29 protein-coding genes are annotated in these 20,863 nt (G+C 64.0%); 16 read left to right on the top strand and 13 right to left on the bottom strand.

Annotated features, from left to right (window positions below; genetic code table 11):
* Nucleotides 1-96 precede the first annotated feature (96 nt).
* Both LCM4576_RS20730 and LCM4576_RS20735 read right to left on the bottom strand, forming a co-directional pair.
* The gene (locus LCM4576_RS20730) at nt 97-315 is read right to left on the bottom strand and encodes a 4-oxalocrotonate tautomerase family protein (protein WP_071034295.1); all 219 of its coding nucleotides are present in this window, start codon (nt 313-315) and stop codon (nt 97-99) included.
* Between the two features lie 195 nt (nt 316-510).
* Nucleotides 511-1,428, bottom strand: coding sequence for a polyprenyl synthetase family protein (locus tag LCM4576_RS20735; RefSeq protein ID WP_071034301.1), 918 nt, complete (start codon nt 1,426-1,428; stop codon nt 511-513).
* Between the two features lie 128 nt (nt 1,429-1,556).
* Between LCM4576_RS20735 and LCM4576_RS20740 the strand changes: the two genes are divergently transcribed.
* From LCM4576_RS20740 to LCM4576_RS20775, 8 genes are all read left to right on the top strand, one after another.
* A complete protein-coding gene (locus LCM4576_RS20740) occupies nt 1,557-2,264 on the top strand; it encodes a biosynthetic peptidoglycan transglycosylase (RefSeq protein WP_198540282.1) in 708 nt (235 codons plus the stop codon).
* 224 nt (nt 2,265-2,488) lie between these two features.
* Nucleotides 2,489-2,671, top strand: coding sequence for a 50S ribosomal protein L32 (gene rpmF, locus LCM4576_RS20745; RefSeq protein ID WP_071034304.1), 183 nt, complete (start codon nt 2,489-2,491; stop codon nt 2,669-2,671).
* 265 nt (nt 2,672-2,936) lie between these two features.
* Nucleotides 2,937-3,431, top strand: a complete 495-nt coding sequence (locus tag LCM4576_RS20750; RefSeq protein ID WP_041000132.1) for an Lrp/AsnC family transcriptional regulator — start codon at nt 2,937-2,939, stop codon at nt 3,429-3,431.
* Between the two features lie 4 nt (nt 3,432-3,435).
* Entirely contained in the window at nt 3,436-4,287 is an 852-nt protein-coding gene (locus LCM4576_RS20755) for a transporter substrate-binding domain-containing protein (RefSeq protein ID WP_071034306.1), read from the top strand.
* A 76-nt stretch (nt 4,288-4,363) separates the two neighbouring features.
* Nucleotides 4,364-5,023 (top strand): amino acid ABC transporter permease, encoded by a 660-nt coding sequence (locus LCM4576_RS20760; protein ID WP_071034307.1) that lies wholly within the window; start codon nt 4,364-4,366, stop codon nt 5,021-5,023.
* Nucleotides 5,020-5,691, top strand: a complete 672-nt coding sequence (locus tag LCM4576_RS20765; RefSeq protein WP_071034308.1) for an amino acid ABC transporter permease — start codon at nt 5,020-5,022, stop codon at nt 5,689-5,691. The genes LCM4576_RS20760 and LCM4576_RS20765 overlap by 4 nt, the downstream gene beginning before the upstream one ends.
* 33 nt (nt 5,692-5,724) lie before the next feature.
* Nucleotides 5,725-6,678: an agmatinase gene (locus LCM4576_RS20770; protein ID WP_071034310.1), complete on the top strand. Its 954-nt coding sequence runs from the start codon at nt 5,725-5,727 to the stop codon at nt 6,676-6,678.
* Between the two features lie 162 nt (nt 6,679-6,840).
* A complete protein-coding gene (locus tag LCM4576_RS20775; protein ID WP_071034311.1) occupies nt 6,841-7,242 on the top strand; it encodes a hypothetical protein in 402 nt (133 codons plus the stop codon).
* Here LCM4576_RS20775 and LCM4576_RS20780 read toward each other — a convergent pair.
* Entirely contained in the window at nt 7,234-7,752 is a 519-nt protein-coding gene (locus LCM4576_RS20780) for a helix-turn-helix domain-containing protein (RefSeq protein WP_041011208.1), read from the bottom strand. The genes LCM4576_RS20775 and LCM4576_RS20780 overlap by 9 nt on opposite strands.
* Nucleotides 7,753-7,840: 88 nt before the next feature.
* Between LCM4576_RS20780 and LCM4576_RS20785 the strand changes: the two genes are divergently transcribed.
* From LCM4576_RS20785 to LCM4576_RS20800, 4 genes are all read left to right on the top strand, one after another.
* The gene (locus LCM4576_RS20785; protein WP_083361449.1) at nt 7,841-8,668 is read left to right on the top strand and encodes an alpha/beta fold hydrolase; all 828 of its coding nucleotides are present in this window, start codon (nt 7,841-7,843) and stop codon (nt 8,666-8,668) included.
* 87 nt (nt 8,669-8,755) lie between these two features.
* On the top strand, nt 8,756-9,412 hold the full coding sequence (locus LCM4576_RS20790) for a glutathione S-transferase family protein (protein ID WP_071034314.1): 657 nt from the start codon (nt 8,756-8,758) through the stop codon (nt 9,410-9,412).
* Nucleotides 9,413-9,418: 6 nt separating this feature from the next.
* On the top strand, nt 9,419-9,754 hold the full coding sequence (locus LCM4576_RS20795; protein WP_071034315.1) for a helix-turn-helix transcriptional regulator: 336 nt from the start codon (nt 9,419-9,421) through the stop codon (nt 9,752-9,754).
* An 11-nt stretch (nt 9,755-9,765) separates the two neighbouring features.
* On the top strand, nt 9,766-10,230 hold the full coding sequence (locus LCM4576_RS20800; protein WP_071034316.1) for an SRPBCC family protein: 465 nt from the start codon (nt 9,766-9,768) through the stop codon (nt 10,228-10,230).
* Between the two features lie 88 nt (nt 10,231-10,318).
* Here the strand turns inward: LCM4576_RS20800 and LCM4576_RS20805 are convergent, their stop codons facing one another.
* The 3 genes from LCM4576_RS20805 to LCM4576_RS20815 form a co-directional block, all read right to left on the bottom strand.
* Nucleotides 10,319-10,594 carry a helix-turn-helix transcriptional regulator gene (locus LCM4576_RS20805; RefSeq protein WP_040985209.1) on the bottom strand — a complete coding sequence of 92 codons (276 nt, stop codon included), beginning with the start codon at nt 10,592-10,594 and terminating at the stop codon, nt 10,319-10,321.
* Between the two features lie 32 nt (nt 10,595-10,626).
* On the bottom strand, nt 10,627-11,874 hold the full coding sequence (locus LCM4576_RS20810; protein WP_040985207.1) for an MFS transporter: 1,248 nt from the start codon (nt 11,872-11,874) through the stop codon (nt 10,627-10,629).
* Between the two features lie 94 nt (nt 11,875-11,968).
* Entirely contained in the window at nt 11,969-12,163 is a 195-nt protein-coding gene (locus LCM4576_RS20815; protein ID WP_040985205.1) for a DUF1192 domain-containing protein, read from the bottom strand.
* 109 nt (nt 12,164-12,272) lie between these two features.
* Between LCM4576_RS20815 and LCM4576_RS20820 the strand changes: the two genes are divergently transcribed.
* The 3 genes from LCM4576_RS20820 (at nt 12,273) to LCM4576_RS20830 (ending at nt 14,733) form a co-directional block, all read left to right on the top strand.
* Complete coding sequence (locus tag LCM4576_RS20820) at nt 12,273-13,283, top strand: NAD(P)H-quinone oxidoreductase (protein ID WP_071034317.1); 1,011 nt, start codon at nt 12,273-12,275, stop codon at nt 13,281-13,283.
* Between the two features lie 355 nt (nt 13,284-13,638).
* Nucleotides 13,639-13,779: a DUF1127 domain-containing protein gene (locus LCM4576_RS20825; protein WP_071034318.1), complete on the top strand. Its 141-nt coding sequence runs from the start codon at nt 13,639-13,641 to the stop codon at nt 13,777-13,779.
* Nucleotides 13,780-14,034: 255 nt separating this feature from the next.
* Nucleotides 14,035-14,733, top strand: a complete 699-nt coding sequence (locus LCM4576_RS20830) for a DUF1013 domain-containing protein (protein WP_041011213.1) — start codon at nt 14,035-14,037, stop codon at nt 14,731-14,733.
* 68 nt (nt 14,734-14,801) lie between these two features.
* Here the strand turns inward: LCM4576_RS20830 and LCM4576_RS20835 are convergent, their stop codons facing one another.
* The 3 genes from LCM4576_RS20835 to LCM4576_RS35925 all read right to left on the bottom strand — a co-directional run bounded on the left by LCM4576_RS20835 (nt 14,802) and on the right by LCM4576_RS35925 (nt 16,321).
* The gene (locus tag LCM4576_RS20835; protein ID WP_071034319.1) at nt 14,802-15,521 is read right to left on the bottom strand and encodes a YafY family protein; all 720 of its coding nucleotides are present in this window, start codon (nt 15,519-15,521) and stop codon (nt 14,802-14,804) included.
* Between the two features lie 18 nt (nt 15,522-15,539).
* A complete protein-coding gene (locus tag LCM4576_RS20840; RefSeq protein WP_071034321.1) occupies nt 15,540-15,950 on the bottom strand; it encodes a hypothetical protein in 411 nt (136 codons plus the stop codon).
* A gap of 206 nt (nt 15,951-16,156) precedes the next feature.
* Entirely contained in the window at nt 16,157-16,321 is a 165-nt protein-coding gene (locus LCM4576_RS35925) for a hypothetical protein (protein WP_116397974.1), read from the bottom strand.
* 204 nt (nt 16,322-16,525) lie between these two features.
* Between LCM4576_RS35925 and LCM4576_RS20845 the strand changes: the two genes are divergently transcribed.
* A complete protein-coding gene (locus LCM4576_RS20845) occupies nt 16,526-16,687 on the top strand; it encodes a hypothetical protein (RefSeq protein WP_116397976.1) in 162 nt (53 codons plus the stop codon).
* Between the two features lie 14 nt (nt 16,688-16,701).
* Here LCM4576_RS20845 and LCM4576_RS20850 read toward each other — a convergent pair whose 3' ends face one another.
* From LCM4576_RS20850 to LCM4576_RS20865, 4 genes are all read right to left on the bottom strand, one after another.
* A complete protein-coding gene (locus LCM4576_RS20850) occupies nt 16,702-17,427 on the bottom strand; it encodes an SGNH/GDSL hydrolase family protein (protein ID WP_071034323.1) in 726 nt (241 codons plus the stop codon).
* A 65-nt stretch (nt 17,428-17,492) separates the two neighbouring features.
* Nucleotides 17,493-18,233, bottom strand: coding sequence for a thioredoxin family protein (locus LCM4576_RS20855; RefSeq protein ID WP_071034354.1), 741 nt, complete (start codon nt 18,231-18,233; stop codon nt 17,493-17,495).
* 154 nt (nt 18,234-18,387) lie between these two features.
* Nucleotides 18,388-19,413, bottom strand: a complete 1,026-nt coding sequence (locus tag LCM4576_RS20860; protein ID WP_071034324.1) for a class I fructose-bisphosphate aldolase — start codon at nt 19,411-19,413, stop codon at nt 18,388-18,390.
* Nucleotides 19,414-19,529: 116 nt separating this feature from the next.
* Nucleotides 19,530-20,726, bottom strand: a complete 1,197-nt coding sequence (locus LCM4576_RS20865; RefSeq protein ID WP_071034328.1) for a phosphoglycerate kinase — start codon at nt 20,724-20,726, stop codon at nt 19,530-19,532.
* Nucleotides 20,727-20,863: the final 137 nt, after the last annotated feature.

A 20,863-nucleotide genomic window follows, 5' to 3' on the forward strand; every position in this document is an offset into this window, starting at 1 on the left:
ATGGCGTTTCGTTGAATCGCCCTCACGATCTAACTCTTTGTTGGAGCATGATCTTTCTCCGAAAACCGGTTCCCACTTTTCGGGATCATGCTCTAGTCAGGCACTATCCTTGGCCCGGTAGGCGTCGGGAAGAATGAAGACCTCGTCGGCGCGGCCATAGCCGCCGTCGGGAACTTCCTCGATCAGCACCATGGTGTAGGGGCGCACGCCCTCGCCGAAATAGTCGACGAACATCTGCGTGGTCTTGTGGACGAGGTCCTCCTTCTGCGTTTTGGTGAGGGCGGCCTCAGGCATCTTGAAGTTGGCGAAGGGCATTTCCAGGTTCCTTCCGGGTTGGATTTCACGGCTCTGAAGATTGCCGGCGCGGACCGGTCTCAGTTTCGTTGTCCTGGAGCGGATATAGATTGTCGTGGACGCCGGATAATTACCCATCCATCGACAGTAGTATTCGGAGAGAGCGAACAATGGGCGCCGTTGTCGGCCGGCATCGGCCGCCAGCCGCGCTAGGGTTCAGCTGCTGCGCGTCGCCACGAAGGTCGCGGCTTGCTTGAGCAATCCGGCTGCATCGCCATAGGGCTCGAGCAGCGCATGCGCCTGGTCGATCAGGCCGTGGAGCTGGCCGCGCGCCCAGTCGGGCCCATGCAGCGCGGCAAGCGTCGCCTTGCCGGCGGCGGCGTCCTTGTTCGTCGCCTTGCCCATCTGCTTGGCGTCGGCGGTGAGGTCGAGCAGGTCGTCGGCCAACTGGAAGGCAAGACCRATCGCCGAGCCGAATTCCGCCAGCCGCTCGCGGTCTGCGGGCGGCGCGCCGGCGACGATCGCGCCGGCCTCGCAGGCGAAGCGGATCAGTGCGCCGGTCTTCATCGCCTGCAAGGTGATGATGCCGGCCTCGTCCGGCCGTTTGCGCTCTGCCTCGAGGTCCAGCATCTGGCCGCCAACCATGCCGCCGGCGCCGGCCGCGCGGGCAAGGGCGAGAACGAGGGTGGCGCGGCGCTCGGCCGGCAGCGCGGTCGCCTCGTCGGCGATGATGTCGAAGGCCAAGGTCAGCAGCGCGTCGCCGRCCAGGATCGCGGTGGCCTCGTCGAAGGCCCTGTGCACCGTCGGCTGGCCGCRCCGCAAATCGTCGTCGTCCATGGAAGGCAGGTCGTCATGGATCAGTGAATAGCAATGCACGCATTCGAGCGCCGCCGCGACGCGCAGCGCGGCGTCATTGTCGGCCAAAAACAGCGCGGCGCTCTCCATGACCAGAAAAGGCCGCAGCCGCTTGCCGCCATTGAGCACGCCATGGCGCATCGCCGCCATCAGGCGCTCGGGCCGCGCGATCTCGCCGGTGAGCGGACGCGCGTCGAGGATCCGGCGCAGCTCCGTCTCGACGGCGGCGGCGCGCATGAAAAGCGCTGTTTCGAAGGCGATCCGGTCGTCTTTGCTCATGGCCGGGACCGGTAGCCGACACTCAGACATTGCGCAAGCAGGCGCGCGCCTTTATGCCGATGGGGGCGAGGCACGGGTGGGACGGCTTGACGGAACCGATCGTCGAACATGGAAGCGAAGGGCTGGACATGGCGCGACGTCGGCGCCTGAACCGCGCCGGTGTGAAGCGCATCGCCCGGCGTTGCCTGGTCGTCGCCATCGTTTTGGYGGCCATACCGGCCGTGCTCACCTTCCTTTACCTGCCGTCCTTCGTGCATCCGGTCTCGACGCTGATGCTGAAGGACCTCGTGACTTTTTCCGGCTATGACCGGCGCTGGGTGTCGATCGACGACGTGGCGCCGGTGCTGGCGCATTCGGTGATCATGTCGGAGGACKGGCAGTTCTGCTTCCACCGCGGCGTCGATCTCGGCGAATTGCGCGGCGTGGTCGACGACGCGCTGGCCGGCGAGGCGACGCGCGGCGCCTCCACAATCACCATGCAGACGGTGAAGAACCTTTTTCTGTGGTCGCGGCCATTGGGCAGCGTGCGCAAGGTGGTCGAGCTGCCATTGGCCGTCTATTTCGACGCGGTGATGTCGAAGCGGCGGATCATGGAGATCTATCTCAACATCGCCGAATGGGGGCCGGGCATCTACGGCATCGAGGCCGCCGCGCGGCACCATTTCGGCGTCTCGGCCAAGCAATTGTCGCGACGGCAGGCGGCGTTGCTGGCCGTCAGCCTGCCCAATCCGATCGCGCGCAATCCGGCAAAGCCCGGGCCGGGATTGCGGCGGCTCGCGAGCTTGATCGAGCGGCGCGCCAGCAGGTCCGGCGCCTATGTGGGATGCCTTGACTAGGTGCATCGATATTCAAGTGAGCCCCAGCCTGCGAACGGCGGCTCGGCCTGACTTGAATCTCGGCGCACCTAGCTCTTTCCTGCTGCGGCAAAAAAATTCGCGGCCAGCGCTGGCCAAAACGGCGCAAGGCGTGTATAGGCACCCGACTTTCTCAGATTATGGCCTCGATGCGGCCCTTTCGCGAGGGTTGCCGGGGCATTTTGACCATGTAGTGGAGCATATCCATGGCCGTTCCAAAAAGAAAAACCTCTCCGTCGAAGCGCGRCATGCGCCGCTCGGCCGACGCCCTCAAGGCCCCGACCTATGTCGAGGACAAGAATTCCGGCGAAATGCGCCGCCCGCACCACATCGACCTGAAGACCGGCATGTATCGCGRCCGCCAGGTTCTGGAGCCGAAGGAAAGCTGAGAAGCTTCCACGGTTTGAGACTTTCAAAAGACCGGCCTTTGGCCGGTCTTTTTGTTTTTGGCGCGGGGCCAGCCTGATATCGGCATGGCCTGACTTCGCGTCCGCTCGATCCTCAGCCATCTCCTCTTCAAGCACTTCAAAACCCGCCTCCGCGTCGGTGCCATCCGGCATCGCGCCTGTTTCCGTTTGAAAATGGCTTGTCAATGACGGATTCTTATGCAAATTTAAAAATCATAGTAGGAAATCGACATGAACGAGGGGTTTTATGTGGGATTTCGTCAGCACCAATGATCTGGACGAGACCGAGCAGGCGGTTCTTTCGCAGCTGAAGGTCGACGGGCGGATGTCGAGCGTCGACATCGCCAAGCGCATCGGCGTGACCGAGGCGACGGTGCGGCGCAAGATGGCGCGCGTCCTCGAGGATCCCGATATCTCAATCCAGGCGGTGGTGCGGCCGCTGCGCAGCGATCTCGGCATCGCGGCGATCGTCGGCCTCGACGTCGACCGCGAGCACATCATCAGCGTGGCGCGCAAACTCTCCGAATATTCCTTCGTCGACTCGGTCTACGCCATGACCGGACCCTTCGACATCATCATCCAGCTGACCCTGCCGTCGACGACGGCGCTGCATGACTTCCTGGTCAGCGAACTCGCCAACGTTCCCGGGATCAAGGATTCCGAGAGCTACATGATCGGCCGCGTGTTCAAGCACTCCGGCCGGGCTTACCAGCGCAGTAAAACCGAAGAAAAAAGAGGGTAACAAAATGGTTGGGTTGTTTTCCATCGCGCGCCGCTCGGCACTTCGCCTGCTGACCGCCGCACCGCTTCTCATTCTTTCCGCCGTCTCGCATGCCGACGGGCTGGTCGATCAGATCAAGCAGCGCGGAACAATCGTCGTCGGCACCGAGGCGGCGTTCGAGCCGTTCGAATTCGTCCGAGACGGCCAGATCGTCGGCTACAACAAGGACATTCTCGACTATGTGGTCGCGAAGCTCGGCGTGAAGCTCGACCAGCTCAATCTGCCGTTCCAGGGCCTGCTGCCCGGCCTGCTCGCCAAGAAGTTCGACCTGATGGCGACCTCCACCGGCATCAATGCCGAGCGCGCGGCGAAATACGCCTATACGCGGCCGACCGGCTCGTTCGAGAACGTCATCGTCGTGCGGGCCAACGAGGAGCGCATCAAGAAGCCGGAGGACATCAACGGTATGGTCGTGGCGACCCAGCTCGCCTCCTCGGTGCAGCCGGTGATCGAAGCCTATGACAAGGAGCTCAAGGCCAAGGGCGGCGGCATCGGCGAGATCAAGCTGTTCACCTCCTTCCCGGAAACGCATGTGGCGCTCGCTTCCGGTCAGGTCGACGCCATCGTCATTGCCTCGCCCTCGGCGGCAGTGCTGATGAAGAACGTGCCCGATACCTACAAGATCGTCGGCTCGATCAGCGGGGTCGAATATCTGGCTTGGGTGGTGCGGCCGGAAGACAAGGACCTGCGCGACCTCATCAACGCCAGCATCGGCGAGCTAAAGGACAGCGGCAAGCTCAAGGAATTGCAGCTGAAATGGTTCGGCTTCGAGATGCAGACACCCGACCAGGGCTACCTGCCTCCGGGCGCCCTCTAAGCCGCTTTGTACGGACGGAGCCCGGCATCCCCACGAGGCCGGGCTCCCCGCGCGCCATCACTTGTCGAGCTGAGCCATGGTCGACTTCTCCAGAACCATCGCCTTCCTGCCRCAGTTCCTGACCGGCGCCGGCGTTACGCTTKCCGTCTCGGCGCTCGGCTTCGCGCTCGGCACCGCTATCGGCTTCGGCCTGCTCGCCTGCCGCCGCTCGCGGCGGCGGGCGGTGCGTTTCATCGGCGCGCTCTACACCAGCTTCATCCGCGGCACGCCTTTGATCGTGCAGATCTTCGTCGTCTATTACGTGCTGCCGGGGCTGGTCGGCATCGACCTGCCGCCGCTGCTTGCCGGCGTGCTGGCGCTCTCCTTCAACAGCGCGGCCTTCGTCGCCGAGATCCTCAGGGCCGGGCTGACGCGCATCCCGTCCGGCCAGTACGAGGCTGCCAAGGCGCTTGGACTGAAGCCGGCGGTGACCTGGCTGAAGATCATCCTGCCGCAGCTTTTCCRCATCATCATCCCGCCGATGGTCAACGAGTTCACCATGCTGGTGAAGGCCTCGTCTATTCTCTCGGTCATCACCGTCGTCGAGCTGACGCGCACGGCGCAGAACATCATGAACGTCACCTATCGGCCGGTCGAAGCGTTCATGGTGGCGGCCGTGCTCTACTTCGTCGTGCTGTTTGCCTGCGGCCTGCTGGTACGGCGCCTGGAGCGCCAGGCGGAGGGGGCGCGGACATGAGCTTTGACTTCGCCGTCATCRCCGACAACTGGCCGGCGCTGGCCAAGGGTTTCGGCAACACGCTTATCATCTGCGCCGTCACGCTGCCGGCAGGCTTCGCGCTCGGCCTGGTGCTGGCGCTGGTACGGCTGAGGGCAGGGCGGCTGCCGGCGGCGATCGTCGCGGGCTATGTCGAGCTCTTTCGCAACGTCCCGTTCCTGATCCAGGTCTTCCTGCTGTTCTACGTGCTGCCGATGGCGGGCGTGCGGCTGTCGACCATCGCCGTCTCGGTCATTGCGCTGTCGGCCTATACCAGCGCCTATTTTTCGGAAATCGTGCGCGGCGCGATCCAGTCCATCCCGAGCGGACAGACCGAGGCCGGCTATGCGCTGGGACTGCGCTATCCGCTGATCCTGCGCAAGGTGCTGCTGCCGCAGGTGGCGGGCTATATCCTGCCAGCGGCCGCCAACCTCACCATCACGCTCATCAAGGAATCGGCGATCTTGTCGGCGATCACCGTGCCGGAACTCACCTATATGGCGCAGGACATCATCGGCCGCACCTTCGCGCCGGTCGAGATCTTCACCGCGATCGCGCTGCTCTACTGGGCTCTCACCGTGCTGGTGGCTGCCGCGGCGCGCGGACTGGAGCGCCGCCTGACTCCGCATCTCGCCGTCTCGCGCGGCTGAACTCGCAAGGCTTTCAACACCGAAGGAGACCACATGTCCAAGCTCACCACCGCGCCGCGCGATGTCTTCCAGACATTCATGAACTTCCCGCTGGTCGAGGATCTCGACGCGCTGAAGGCCGACGTCGCCATCATCGGCATGCCCTATGGCGATCCCTACACGATCGACGWGCTGATCAACGACCAGACCAACGCGCCGACCGCGGTGCGTCGCGCTTCCAAGCGCATCAGCCAGGCGCTCGACCGCTATGATTTCGACATCGGCGGGCCGGTCTTCGCCGGGCAGGATATCAAGGTGGTCGATGTCGGCGACGTGCCCGGCAACGCCGCGGATCATGTCGGCCACTACAAGCTGGCGGAAGCCGCGATCCGCAAGATCCTGGCCGCCGGCGCCTTGCCGATCACCATCGGCGGCGACCACGGCATTCCGATCCCGATCTTCCGTGCGCTGGACGGCGAAGGTCCGATCACGCTGGTGCAGCTCGACGCCCATCTCGACTGGCGCGATAACGTCAACGGCGTCAAGGAAGGCTATTCGAGCACCATCCGCCGCGCTTCGGAGATGAAGCATATCGACAAAATCTTCCAGGTCGGCGTCCGCGGCCAGGGCAGCGCCCGCACCGAGGAGGTCGAGGCGGCGCGCGCCTACGGCGCCAACATCATCACCACCAATGAATGRCAGGATATCGGCACCGCGGCGCTGTTGAAGCGCATCCCGGATGGCGGCCGCTACTATCTCACCATCGATGCCGACGGGCTCGACCCGTCGGTGATGCCGGCGGTCGAAGGTCCGCAGCCGGGCGGCATCACCTACCGGCAGACGATCGAGYTGATCCAGGGGCTGGTCGGCAAGGGCAGGCTGGTCGGCATGGACATCGTCGAGATCGCGCCGGCGCGCGATGTGAACGAGATCACCTCGATGACGGCCGGCCATATCATCCTGAACGTCATCGGCGCGGCCGTGCGCGCCGGCTACTTCAAGCGCTGAGGGTCCTTCGCGCGAGGACATGAAGGCGCGATGTCGGCCGGGCAACCGGCTGWCATCGTTATTTCATTAGGTCTTAGAGCGTGTTCGCCGTCGCCGGCGAAAACCCTTGACGACGCGCCGGCGGCGGATTTTACAAAAGGGTGCCCCAYTGGAGTCGCCCAGATGTTCGGTGCTGTTCCGCTGCTGATCRTGCCCTTCGTCCTCTACAATCTCGGCCTRCTGGGATTGTTCGGCGGCGGCGACGATCCGTGGATGACCGAGATGTTTTCCTTCCGCATGATGTCGGGCGGCGTGTTCTCGATGACGCTCGGCGACCTGATGGTGCTGAYCGGACTGATCTTCCTGTTCATCGAGATCTCGAAATCGGTGCGCACGACCAATGCCWCGATCCTGGATCACCTGTTGTCGACGCTCGTCTTCATCGCCTTCCTGGTCGAATTCCTGCTGGTGAAGGGCGCGGCGCACTCCGTCTTCTTCACGCTGATGATCATCGCGCTGTTCGACGTGCTGGCCGGCTTCTCGGTGTCGATGCGGTCGGCCAGCCGGGATATCAACCTAAACTGACGGCACCTCAGCCTTTCGCGCGACCACTTCCTCGTAGGCGGCGCGCAGTTGCTGGCGCACGGTCGGCGTGCCGGGCGGCGTCTTCGACGGCGCGCCGAGGTGCTCGTGGCGCAGTTCGTCCATAAACTGCTCCCATAGCGGCGGGCCGCCCTTTTCCAAGAGCTCGGCGCGGATCGACAATTCTTCCGTGACCGGCAGCCATACGCGCCCCCAGGCGCCGAGCTGCGCCATGATCGGCACCAGCGTGATCGCCATCTCGGTCAGGCTGTAGATCGCCTTCTGCTTGTGGCTGGGGTCGTCGGCCTTGGTCAGGAGACCGAGCTCCATCAGCCGCTTCAGCCGGTCGGCCAGGATGTTGGAGGCGATGCCTTCCAGCGAGCCGTTGAGCAGCTCGCGGAAGTGACGCCGGCCRCCAAAGATCATGTCGCGCAGAATGATCAGGCTCCAGCGGTCGCCGAATACTTCGAGCGACAGATTGATCGGGCAACCGGACCGACGGTCGATGCTCATAGCAGTCTCCAGAAAAACCAGTTGCATTATGATATCGGTTTTATTATCGTGCAACTGATTGCAAAACGCAATCAGATTGGAGGATCAGATGACCGCCGCAACGCAGCGCCCCGACATCGTTTCRCAAAGCTTCGGCAGTCCGAAGGATCCGCCGATCCTTCTGATCATGGGCGCCATCGCTTCGATGCTGTGGTGGCCGGAAGCCTTCTGCCGGCAGCTTGCCGGGCGCGGCCGCTTCGTCATCCGCTACGACAATCGCGACACTGGCCTGTCGACGAWATATCCGMCGGGCGCGCCGACCTACACGTTCGAGGACATGGTGGATGACGCCATGYGGGTGCTCGACGACCATGGCGTCGCCAAGGCGCATGTCGTCGGTATGTCGATGGGCGGCATGCTCGCGCAAAGCGTGGCGCTGAAATATCCCGAACGCGTCGGCTCGCTCACCGTGATCTCCTCCTCGCCGCTCGGCGTCGACACGTCCGGCCTGCCGGGAATGACCGAGGCCTATAAGGAACATTCGGCGGAGGGTGGCGACGTCGACTGGTCGAACCGCAGGCAGGTCCTCGATTTCATGGTCAAGGACGCCCGAGCAATCGCCAGCACGCGCCATCCCTTCGACGAGGAACGCACGCGCAAGATGATCGAGGCGGACTACGATCGTCCCGGCGGYCTCGCCAGCGCGACCAATCATTTCCTGCTCAAGGGCGGCGGTCCGCAGCGGACGGTACGGGATCTGYGCGCGCCGCTGCTCGTCATCCACGGCACGACCGACCCTCTTTTTCCGATCGAGCATGGCGAGGCGCTCGCCAAGGCGGTTCCAAGCGCAAGGCTGGTCAAGGTCGAAGGTGGCGGCCACGAACTGCACCGCAAGGACTGGCCGCAGATCGTCGACGCCATCGTCGCGCATCATTAGGCGTGGAGGCTCCGGCTTGACTCAACGGGTCTGCGATAATAGTTAAGTGACCACTTCAGTATTGCCCGAGCGCGAAAGAGAGCGAGAATGTCCCTGACGCTGCATTTCCACCCGCTGGCCTCGTTCTGCTGGAAGCCGCTGATCGCGTTCTACGAGAACGGCACGCCGTTCGAGCCGGTCATCGTCGACCTCGGCGACGAGGCTTCCCGCGCCGCCTTCCTGAAGGTGTCGCCGACCGGCAAGATGCCGGCGCTGCGTGACGACGCCCGGGACCGGACGGTGCTGGAATCGACCATCGTCGTCGAATATCTCGCCGCRCATTATCCGGGACCGGTCGAGCTCATTCCCGCCGATGTCGACTTCGCCCTGCWAGTCCGCCAGGCCGATCGCTTCTATGATTTCTACGTGCAGCATCCGATGCAGAAGATCGTCGGCGACAGGTTGYGGCCAAAGGATGAGACCGATCCATTCGGCGTCGAGGAGGCCCGCGCGCAGCTGCGCAATTCCTACGCCATTGTCGAGGAGGAGATGCAGGACAAGACTTGGGCGGTGGGCGAGACCTTCACCATGGCCGACTGCGCCGCCTCGCCGGCGCTGTTCTACGCCAACAAGGTCGAGCCGTTCGGCGACAAGTTCCCGGCGGTGAAACGCTACCACGACCGGCTGCTCGCGCGTCCCTCCTTCGCCCGCGTCATCGAGGAAGCGGGACCTTATTTCAAGCTCTTCCCCTACAACAACGGCTAGGGCGCGATGCTGCACGATCCCGCTCAGCTCGACCTGATGTTCCAGGCGCTCGCCGATCCGGCGCGGCGTCAGATGGTCGACCGTCTGTCGCGGGGGCCGRCATCGGTCAGCCAACTGGCCGAACCGCTGGCGATGTCATTGTCGGCCGTCGTCCAGCATCTCAATGTGCTCGAGGCAAGTGGCCTGGTCAGGACCGAAAAGCTTGGCCGGGTACGGACCTGCCGGATAGAGCCGCAGGCGCTCCGGGCCGCCGAGCACTGGATCAACGAGCGGCGGCTCGCCTGGGAGCGCCGGCTCGACCGCCTCGGCGATTTCCTCGCCGAAACCAAGGATGAAAGCTGAAGGGTCCCGTCATGACCGAACGATCCGTCGTCCATTCCACCTTCGTCCTCGAGCGTGTCTATCCGGCGGCGCCCGAGAAGGTCTATTTCGCGTTGAGCGATCCGGCGGCGAAGAAGCGCTGGTTCGTCGATCCCGACAACCCGATGCCCAGCCGGCATGAGATGGATTTTCGTGTCGGCGGCAAGGAGGTGAATGCCGGCTGTCCCAGCGACGGACAGATGCATTTCTACAACGCGGTCTATCAGGACATCGTGCCCAACCGGCGCATCGTCTACAGTTACGAGCTGTTGTTCGGTGAAACCCGGGTCTCGGTGTCGCTCGCGACGATCGAGCTCGTCGCCGAAAGCAAGGGAACGCGGCTTATCCTGACGGAGCAGGGGGCTTTCTTCGACGGCATCGACTCACCGGCCACCCGCGAGCACGGCACCGGCGAATTGCTCGATGCGCTTGGGGCGGCGCTGGRGCTTGCGACCTGACGCCCCCAGTCAAAGCGTGTCGCGCTTTTGTTCGATGCATGTCTCAGAAGCACTGCGGTTCCGAGCGACATGCATCGATGGCCAAAAACTATTCCCCCGGCGCTGTTTCCCAGAACTGGTCGAGCCAGATATTGAGCCTGAGGAAGCCGGCGCTGCTGACGGCGTAGACGCGCCTTGTGCCTTCGGCCTTGGCATTGACCAGGCCGGCGTCGAGCAGGACCTTCAGATGCTGGGAAACCGCCGGGCGCGAGACGGGCAACCCGGCCGCCAATTCGTTCACCGTCTTCGGGCCGCGCCGGAGTTCTTCCAAAAGATAGCGCCGATTGGGATCGGCTATCGCCACGAAGGCGTCAGAAAACATCATGCCTTTATTTGTGAGGCAAAGTCTTGCGAATCTCAACTATTGGTTTCAACCTTTCTGCGCGGATCGAGCCGCGTTGCTTCTGGCGTGACCGCGCGGTCCGCGGGTTGCGTCTTGAAGGCATCGCGGTTTTCGATCGGCACCGGCGCGCGGGCGCGGATACGCAAGAGCGTGTAGCCGGCGAGGCTGAGATGGGCGAGTGCGGTTGCGAGGAAAAGCCCCTCCGGGCGCACCGAACCCATCAGCGCGGCGGCCAAAAGCGGGCCGATCATCGTGCCGAAGCCGTAGAGCAGCAGCAGGCCGCCGGAAACCTTGACGAAGTCCTCGGCGCGGGCGTGGTCGTTGGCATGCGCGACGGCGATCGAATAGAGCGTATAGGCRAAGGCGCCATAGGCGGCGGTCATCACGATGACGAAGACGCCTGAACGTGGCGCGAACAGGAAGATCAGCACCGCGACCAGCGCCGCGCCGAAGGCCGCCCCGGCGAGCACGAAGCGGCGGTCAGTTGTATCCGAAAGCCGGCCGGCCGGAAGCTGCATGGCGGCACCGGCGATGACCACGAGGCTCATCATCAGCGCGATCTCGGCGGTGGAGATGCCGATGCGGGCGCCATAGACGGCGCCGAGCGTGCCCCAGGCGCCGTTGGCGATGCCGATCAGGAGGCAAGCCACCGCCGACACCGGCGAATTGGCGTAGAGACCTTTGACGTCGAGCTTCACGTCCTGCAGGGGCTTCGGATGCGACTGGGTCGAGACCGCCGTCGGAATGAGCGACAGGCAAAACAGGATGCCGGTGATCATGAACAGCGAGGCCGACCGCACGTCRCCGCCGGCCACGATCATCTGGCCGCCCATGATCGAGGCATAGGTGACCATCATGTAGAGGCCGAAGACGGTGCCGCGATTCTCGTTGGTGGCCTTTTCGTTCAGCCAGCTCTCGATCACCATGAAGGCACCGGCCATGGTGAAGCCGGTGAAGGCGCGCAAAAGGATCCAGACATATTCGTCGATGATGAGGCCGGTGAGCAGCGCGATGATCGCGCCGGACGCGGCGAAGGCGCCGAAAGCCCTGACATGGCCGGCACGGCGAACAAGCCGCGGCGCGAAGAAGCAGCCGGTGACGAAGCCGCCGGCCCAGGCCGTGCCCATCAGGCCGAGCGATGCGGTCGAAAAGCCTTCCACCTGGCCGCGCAGCGGCAGCAGCAGCCCGTGCAGGCCGGATGCGGCAAGCAGGAACGCCGTGCCGCGAAGCAGCGAGAGGATCGGTCTGTAGGTTGCAAACATGGGCTGATCCGGCTGGAATTTCGGGCGCAGGTCTGTTTCAGCGTCTGGCAGTCGCAATCAGGCTTTTCCGGGGCGGACTGGCACGCCTGCGGAACTATCCTCTACGAAACAGCGCCTCGGCCGCGGATTTGGTTGCCCCCTTGGCGGCCCGTGCCTCTTCCAGCCGGGCGATCTCGTCGCGCAGTATCGCGATGCGCTCGGACAGTTCGTCCACCGAAAGCAGCGACAGGTCCTGGCCGATCTCGTGCGGGCGCGGCTTTTTCCTGGGTTCGTCGTCGAAGATCGCCATCGTCGCTTCTCCCTTACTTGGCCATTTGCCTGATTTGGCAATCAGCATACATAGGGCAGGGGCGCCGATGCAAACCACTCAAGATAGGATTCGAGGAGACGGGACAGCCATGGCGAACAATCACAAGATTCCGGCGAAGATGACAGCCATCGCGATCTCGCAGCCCGGCGGTCCCAGGGTGCTCAAGCCGGAAACGCGCGACGTGCCTGTCCCCGGCCCGGGCGAGGTGCTGATCCGCGTGCATGCGGCCGGCGTCAACCGGCCGGACGTCCAACAGCGCAAGGGCGCCTATCCGCCGCCGCCTGGCGCCTCGGACCTGCCCGGACTCGAGGTGGCCGGTGAAATCRCAGCACTTGGCGACGAGATATCGCGCTGGCGCATCGGCGACCGGGTCTGCGCGCTGACGCCGGGCGGCGGCTATGCCGAATATGTCAAGGTCCATGCCGGCAGCGTGCTGCCGATCCCGGCCGGCTTCACCTATTCGGAGGCCGCCGCCGTGCCGGAGAACTATTTCACCGTCTGGCACAATGTATTCGAGCGCGGCGGCCTGAAGAAGGGCGAGACGCTGCTCGTCCATGGCGGCTCGTCGGGCATCGGCACCACCGCCATCCAGCTCGCCTCGGCCTTCGGCGCCACTGTGATCACCACCGCCGGCAGCAAGGAGAAATGCGACGCCTGCCTGAGRCTCGGCGCCCACCGGGCGATCAACTATCGCGAGGAGGACTTCGTCGCCGCGGTCAAGGACGCGACCGACAAGAAAGGCGTCGACGTCATCCTCGACATGGTCGGCGGCGACTATGTCGCGCGCAATTACGAAGCCGCGGCCGTCGAGGGGCGCATCGTCCAGATCGCCGTGCAGGCCGGCGCCGTCGCAAGCACCAATTTCGCGACGCTGATGGTGAAGCGCCTGACCCATACCGGCTCGACCCTCAGGCCGCGCACCGTGGAGTTCAAGGCGGCGATCGCGGCCGCGCTGGAGGCCCAGGTGTGGCCGATGCTCGRCACGCGCAAGGTGGCACCCGTCATGGACATGATCTTTCCGCTCTCCGAAGCCTGGCGGGCGCATGAGCGGATGGAAGAGGGCGAGCATATCGGCAAGATCGTCCTCGACGTCGGCTAGGATGGGTCRATATTCAGGTGAGGCCGGTCTGCAAATGCCGGCCTTCTGCGCTTCCGGTGCTCACGTAGTTCCAGCTGCCGCATGTCCTTATAGGAAAACCGGAGGACCACTTTTCCGGGACATGCGGAAGTACGCTCCGCCCCGGTTCTCGWAGTGCACCATTTTCGGCTCGGCCTGACCTGAATCTCGACCCATCCTGGGGTGACGCCTGTCCCCATTCCAAGCTGAACGAATCCTTAATGGTGCAATGCACAAAACGCATTGCGGCCATGCAAAAGCGTCCGTTCATTTCTTGGGCAGTCATGCCTATTTACACGGCATCAAACGATTTCATCAAACGACTGGAGAAATTCAAATGAACCCGATCCGTGCTTTCCGTAAGTGGCGCATGTACAACGAGACCGTGCGCGAATTGAACAAGCTCAATGCCCGTCAGTTGAGCGACCTCGRCATCAACCGCGCCGACATCGAGCGCATCGCCCGCCAGGCGGTGTAATCGGACGCAGCCCGACTGTCAGGCCGGGCTGGGACTTGAAAGCCAGAGCCGTCGAGACGCTTGCTTCGTTTCCGGTTCCGAACCCGCTGGACCCCGTCCAGCGGGTTTTGTCTTTTCAGGGCTGTGAATCGGGTCCTTCCCAAAAACATTGCGAAAATCGGAGGGAGCGTTTATACAAGCCGCGAATTTCCCATTTTGGTGGCTCTAAAACCACCGCCCGCGCGGGAACGCGGGCGAACGAGAAGGATTTTTGATATGGCCAATACGCTGCTGATGCCCAAGGCGACCGCCGTCTGGCTGGTCGACAACACCGCGCTCTCCTTCGAGCAGATCGCGCAGTTCTGCGGGCTGCATCCGCTTGAGGTCAAGGCGATCGCCGACGGCGAGTCGGCGCAGGGCATCAAGGGCATGGACCCGATCATCACCGGCCAGCTGACGCGCGACGAGATCGCGCGCGGCGAGAAAGACGTCAATTACCGGCTGAAGCTGTCCGAGCCGAAGGTGCGGGTGCCGGAATCGAAGCGCAAGGGTCCGCGCTACACGCCGCTGTCGAAGCGCCAAGACCGGCCGAACGCCATCCTGTGGCTGGTGCGCAACCATCCCGAGCTCAAGGACGCGCAGATTGCCCGTTTGGTGGGCACCACCAAGTCGACGATCGAGCAGATCAGGGAACGCAAGCACTGGAACTCGGCCAACCTGCAGCCGATGGATCCGGTGACGCTCGGCCTCACCTCGCAGATCGACCTCGACCTCGAGGTCAACCGTGCCTCACGCGGCCGCGAGCAGCCGCAGCCCGTCGGCGACACGTTGCTGCCGGCCGCACTCACCGAACGGCTGGTGCCTACGCCGGAGAAGCCGAAGGACGAGGATCAGGAACTCGATGCCAACGCCGTCTTCGCCAAGCTTTCGGCACTTAAGTCGAAGGACAAGGACGAAGACGACGATCAGGAGTAAGCCTCTCGGCGACCAACAAAAAAGCCCGCTTTCGAGCGGGCTTTTTTGTTGGACAATGGCTTGGGAAGTCACGTCCGCGCGGCGCGGTCGGGCGCCATGCCGTAATCCTCCGAGCGTTCGACGGCGCGGTAGAAATCGGCGAGCTGCTTGCCGCGCTCCGGCTTGAAGATGCGGCCGGCAATGACGACCGAGGCAATGCGGTCGATGCGGAAGGCGCGGAAGTCGTCGCGCATCTCGCACCAGGCGACCAGCGTCCAGACCTTGCCCCAGAACCACAGGCCGAGCGGCCTGATGTCGCGCGCGGTGCCGCGGCYGGCTTCGTCGGAATAGTCGATGGTCAGGACCTGGCGTTTCTCCACGGCGCGCTCGATCAGGTCGATCGCCTCGCGCGCGGCGTCGCTCACCACCCACATCGGTGTGTGGATCTCGGTACGGGCGATGCGGTCCTTCTCGGTATCGGGCAGCACCGCGCCGATCTTGACCAGCGCCTCGTCGGCGGCCCTTGCCATCGCCGCGCCGCCAAAGGCGCGCACCATGCGCGCGCCGGCCACCAGCGCCACGATCTCGTCACGCGTGAACATCAGCGGCGGAAGGTCGAAACCCTCTCTCATCATGTAGCCGACGCCTGCTTCGCCGTCGATCGGCACGCCGGTCGACTGCAGGTCGGCTATGTCGCGGTAAATGGTGCGCTCGGAAACCTCGAGCCACGTGCCGAGCTTCTGCGCGGTGACCAGCCTGCCACCCCGCAAATGCTGCACGATCTGGAAAAGCCTGTCGGCGCGGCGCATCGATTTCTCCCCCGKGGTTTATGGCTTCAGCCCTTCGCGCTTACGCTGCGCGGYAACGAATTTCGCTCCGAAGGACAGTCTGCCCGTAGTGGGCGTCCCGGCACCCAGCACACGCCAGAACGGCGCGACGTCGCTCAGCGCCATGCCGCGCTCGAGATCCTCATGGGCGGCCTCGGCAACGGTGCGAAGATGATAGCCGATCGTGACCGGGCATGTCACTTCGGCGCCGTGCTCGATGGCCAGAGCGGTGCGCAGCGCACGAACGTCCATCTCCACCCCTTCGGGGATCGAGCGGATGTAGTCGTCGACCTGGCGCGCGGTCGGCACCAGCATCGACTGCCCTTCAACGACATCGCCGACCGTGCGCGGCGACGGCTTGATGCCGTTGATGCCCGGCGTGTTCAGCCTGTCGTTCCAGCTTTTCACCATACGCGGATCACTCCGGATCGCCGGTTCACGTTCGTCACTGTYAGGATCGAAGCCGTTCCAACTACCGCATGCCTCCTGACAACATACTGTCAGGAGGCTGCGGCGAAACCATCGACAGACAACGCTTCTTTCCCTGAACTCAACATCACTAGCCGCATTACATCTGGGCGCGATGCCGCCACAATCCAAGTCGCGGCGGCGAAATTTCAGTTTTCGCGCACGCGGCCGGTGTAAAGGTCCGGCCAGCCGATGTCCTTGCGGATGTCCGCCGGCAAAGTGTTCAGGAAACGCTGGGTGCGGATCTCGTTGCGCACGGTGCGAATCCTGCCAACATAATGCTGCACGCTGCGCAGAATGGTAAAACCGTTCATGACCTCACTCCTCTCTTTTCGATGAGAAGAGTATCRCACACCCCTCCTGACAGCAGTCTGTCAGGAGGTTGGCAGGGTGCCGAAGAAGTCGGTGCGGAGCCCCCTCGCAGGGCCTGGATGAACCCGATTTGTCAGGAATGCCTTGCCCGGAGGGCGCCTTGAGAACGGCTTTGACARCCGCCATCGTTGCTGGTCAAAGGCGGCATGACGAAACTGCTCGCCCTTGTCATCATCGGCATCATGCTGATCCAGGTCATCAAGCCGCTGGGATGGCCGGGGCTGAAGCGGCGCGGCGATTTCTGGAAGCTGGCGTTGCTGGCGATGGCGGCGATCTCGCTTGCGGCGGTTCTGGGGCATTGGGCTTAAACGCGGYCGAGCTGTCAGGCTGCTTCCTCGCCCAGCACGAAATCCAGCAGATGCTCCGCCCAGGCGCTGTAGCCCGCTTCCGAGGCGTGGAAGCCGTCAGACGCGAAACCGGCTTCGGGATTGGTGATCGGCAGCCGCGCGGCGGCAATGGCGCCGCGCTCGTTGCAGAGCCGCACGCCCATGCGGTTCATTTCCGCAGCGCGGATCTCGAGAATTTTGCCGAGGAGCGGCGGCATTGCCGGCGCGCGGGTGAATTCCAGCACCGGCGACCAGACCACGCGCGCTTCCGGCCATTTGGCGCGCAGCGCGTAGAGCAGGCCGCCGAACTCCTTCTTGAATCGCGGCACGGAATGGAAGTTCTTGGTGTCGTTGGTGCCGATGGCGAGCACGATATGCGTCCAGGGATCGGCCGACAGGTTGGGCAGGACATAATCGCGGATCTGGCCAGAGGTCGCCGAATTGAAGCCGGCCGCGCGCCAGCGCACGGCGCTGCCGGTGCGTTCGGCGATCAGGCCGGCAAGCTGCGCGGCAAGGCCGTATTCGGATTGCTCGATGCCGACCGACGCTGCCGAGGAATCGCCCAGGACCAGCAAGGCGACCGGCGGCGCCTTGCCCGGTATTTCGTGCAGGACCGGGCCTCGCGCCGGCAGCATGCGGGTGGTGCGCCGCCGCACGCCGAGGCCTTGCCAGACATAGACCGGGAAGGCGAGCCAGGTGAGAAGGGCAAGCAGGCGCTGCATGGCGGTTCCGTTACCGTAGAGGCAAAGCCATTAGCGCATGTTTCGTCCGAGGTGAACGAGGCCGATTACGCGCAGCAGTCCGGCCGCTCCTCACTTTTGTCCTGGTATTCGTCGTGGAGGCGGACCCAGTCCATCAGGTTGTGATACGGGCCCGTCTCGTCGCGGCCCTTCGGCGTCATGTCGAGATAATGATAGGCGCCGATCAGCGCGTCGCCGCCGCGGGCGCGCGACAGGAAGGTGAGGAAAATGTCGCCGCACTCGTTGCGATAGAAGATGCTGGTGCCGGGCAGGTCCTTYGACCGCAGCGGACGCTTCTCGAAATTGTACGTGGTTTCACCGGTAGCGATCTGCTTGTCGGTGAAGGAGACTTGCAGGTCGAAGTTGAAGTCCGACGCATAGGACGACACCCAGTCGAACTTCCAGCCCATGCGCTGCTTGTAAGGCAGGATCTCGGCCAGCGGTGCGCGCGAGACCACGACCAGCGAGACGTCATGATGTTTCAGATGCCGGTCGGCGCCGTCGATATGGTCGGCGAGGAACGAGCAGCCCTGGCAACGGTGATCGCAACCCGGCGCCATCATGAAATGATAGACGATGAGCTGGCTCTTGCCGGCGAAYAGGTCGCCAAGACGCCTTGGCCCCGCTTCGGTTTCGAAAACGTAATCCTTGCGCAGCTTGAGCCAGGGCAGCTGCCGCCGTTCGGCGGCGACAAGGTCGCGGAACCGTGTCAGTTCCTTCTCGCGCTCGAGGTGCTTGCGATGCGCTTCGAACCAATCTTCGCGCGAAACCACGGCATTGCGTTGCATGACCATCTCCTGTCCTCTCCTGCCAAGGACGTTCGACATCGGCTCAACCCGACACAGCCGCCGCTGTTTCGCTGCATCAGGTAGGGATGCGGCTGGCAAAAAACAAAAACCCGGGCCACTGGCCCGGGTTCTCAAGGCATGAAGGGGAGTTGCGTCAGGCCGCTTTCTCCAGCGCCGGCTGCCATTTCCCGAGTGCTGCCAGATGGTTCATGTGGGCGCGGTGGGTGAAGGCGGCCTGGCCGGCGGCGACATTCRAGGCCTTGCCGCTCCATGCCTTCTGGGGTGCTGCCTGCAGCGCGCGGCCATAGGAGAAGGTGAGCTTCCAGGGGTGCGGGCCGATGGCGTTGATGGCGTTGAGGTTGGCGGTCGCCTCCTCGTCCTCCTGGCCGCCGGAGAGAAACGCGATTCCCGGCACCRCCGCCGGCACCACCTCACGGAACAGCTTGATCGTCTTCTCGGCGACTTCCTCGGGGCTGTCGGTCTTGCCGGATTTCTTGCCGGAGATGACCATGTTGGGCTTCAGGATCGAGCCTTCCAGGACGACGCGCGCCGCGTAGAGCTCGTCATAGAGCTTGACCAGCGTCGTCTTGGAGACGTCGTAGCAGGTGTCGATCGAATGGGCGCCGTCCATCAGCACCTCCGGCTCGACGATCGGCACGATGCCGGCCTCCTGGCAAAGTGCTGCATAGCGGGCCAGCGCATGGGTGTTGGAGCCGATCGAGGTGGCGGAGGGCACGCCCTTGCTGGTGTCGATATCGATCACCGCGCGCCATTTGGCGAAGCGGGCGCCGAGCTTGTAATAATCGGCAAGCCGCTCGCGCAACCCGTCGAGGCCCTCGGTGATGGTGTCGCCGGGAAAGCCGGCCAGCGGCTTGGCGCCGAGGTCGACCTTGATGCCGGGAATGGCGCCGGACGCCTTGATGATGTCGACCAGCGGCGTGCCGTCGGCGGCCTTCTGACGGATGGTCTCGTCATAGAGGATGACGCCGGAAATGTATTTGGACATCGCTTCCTTGGCGCGGAACATCATCTCGCGATAGTCGCGCCGGTTGTCGGCGGTCGACTCGACGCCGATGACGTCAAAACGCTTCTTGATGGTGCCGGAGCTCTCATCGGCAGCCAAAAGGCCCTTGCCGCCGCTCACCATCGCGGCGGCGATATCTTCGAGACGTTCGCTCATGGGTGATCTCCTACGCTGCGTTTGTTCCGCGCTAGCAGAACACTACCGCCAAAGGAATGACGCCGGAAAGCTAGAATCGATTGAAAATCCGGGCGTTTCCGCCGTTCGCGGACTGTTTACCGCTTCAGCACCTCGACGCCGGGCAGCGGCTTGCCTTCCATCCATTCGAGGAAGGCGCCGCCGGCGGTCGAGACATAGGTGAAATCGTCGGCGACGCCGGCATGGTTGAGCGCGGCCACCGTGTCGCCGCCGCCGGCGACCGAGACAAGCTTGCCCGCCTTGGTGCGGGCCGCGGCATGCTTTGCCGCCGCCACCGTGGCATGGTCGAAGGGCTCAATCTCGAAAGCGCCGAGCGGGCCGTTCCAGACCAGCGTCGCGGCGCGGTCGATCCAGTCGTTGACGCTCTRCACGGTCTTTGCGCCGACATCGAGGATCATGCCGTCGGCCGGCACGTCCGAGATGGCGACGGTCTCGCTGGGCGCGCCCGCCTTGAATTCCCTGGCGACCACGCCGTCAGCGGGCAGGATGATGGCGCAGCCGGCCTCGGCCGCCTCGATCATGATCTGTTTCGCAGTGCCGGCGAGGTCATGCTCGCAGAGCGACTTGCCGACATCGGTGCCGYGCGCGGCCAGGAAGGTGTTCGCCATGCCGCCGYCGATCACCAGCGCATCGACCTTCTTCACGAGGTTCATCAAAAGGTCGATCTTGGTCGAGACCTTGGCGCCGCCGACGATGGCCACAACCGGCCGTACCGGATTGCCGAGGCCCYTTTCCAGCGCGTCGAGCTCGGCCTGCATGGTGCGGCCGGCATAGGCGGGCAAATGACGCGCCAGCCCTTCGGTCGAGGCATGCGCGCGATGCGCGGCCGAAAAGGCGTCGTTGACATAGATGTCGCCATTGGCGGCGAGCTTTTCGGTGAAGCCCGGCTCGTTCTTCTCCTCGGCTTTGTGGAAGCGGGTGTTCTCGAGCAGCAGCACGTCCCCGTCCTTCATCGCCGCGACGGCCTCGGCAGCCTTGTCGCCGATGCAGTCGGCGGCGAAGCCGACCGGACGGCCGAGCACTTGCGCCGTCGCGCGGGCGATCGGCTCCAGCGAGAACTCGGCGGAAGGACCGTCCTTCGGGCGACCGAAATGCGCCAGCAGGATCACCTTGGCGCCCTTTTTCGAGAGCTCGGCGATGGTCGGCGCGATGCGCTCGATGCGGGTGGCGTCGGTCACCTTGCCGTCGGCGACGGGAACGTTGAGGTCGACGCGCACCAACACGCGCTTGCCGCCGACGGCGCCGATATCATCGAGTGTCTTGAAGCCGGCCATTCTCGTTCCTTCCTGGTGCCCTGACGCAATTCCGGACGGAAAACCGCCCACACCTTGCCCGGAATTGCATTAGCGAAAACGCGGCGACCTTACCCCGCACCGGGGACGATGCAAGGGTGGCGTTACGGCGCGCGCGC

This window comes from Mesorhizobium sp. LCM 4576 (assembly GCF_001854815.1).
Taxonomy (GTDB): domain Bacteria; phylum Pseudomonadota; class Alphaproteobacteria; order Rhizobiales; family Rhizobiaceae; genus Mesorhizobium; species Mesorhizobium plurifarium.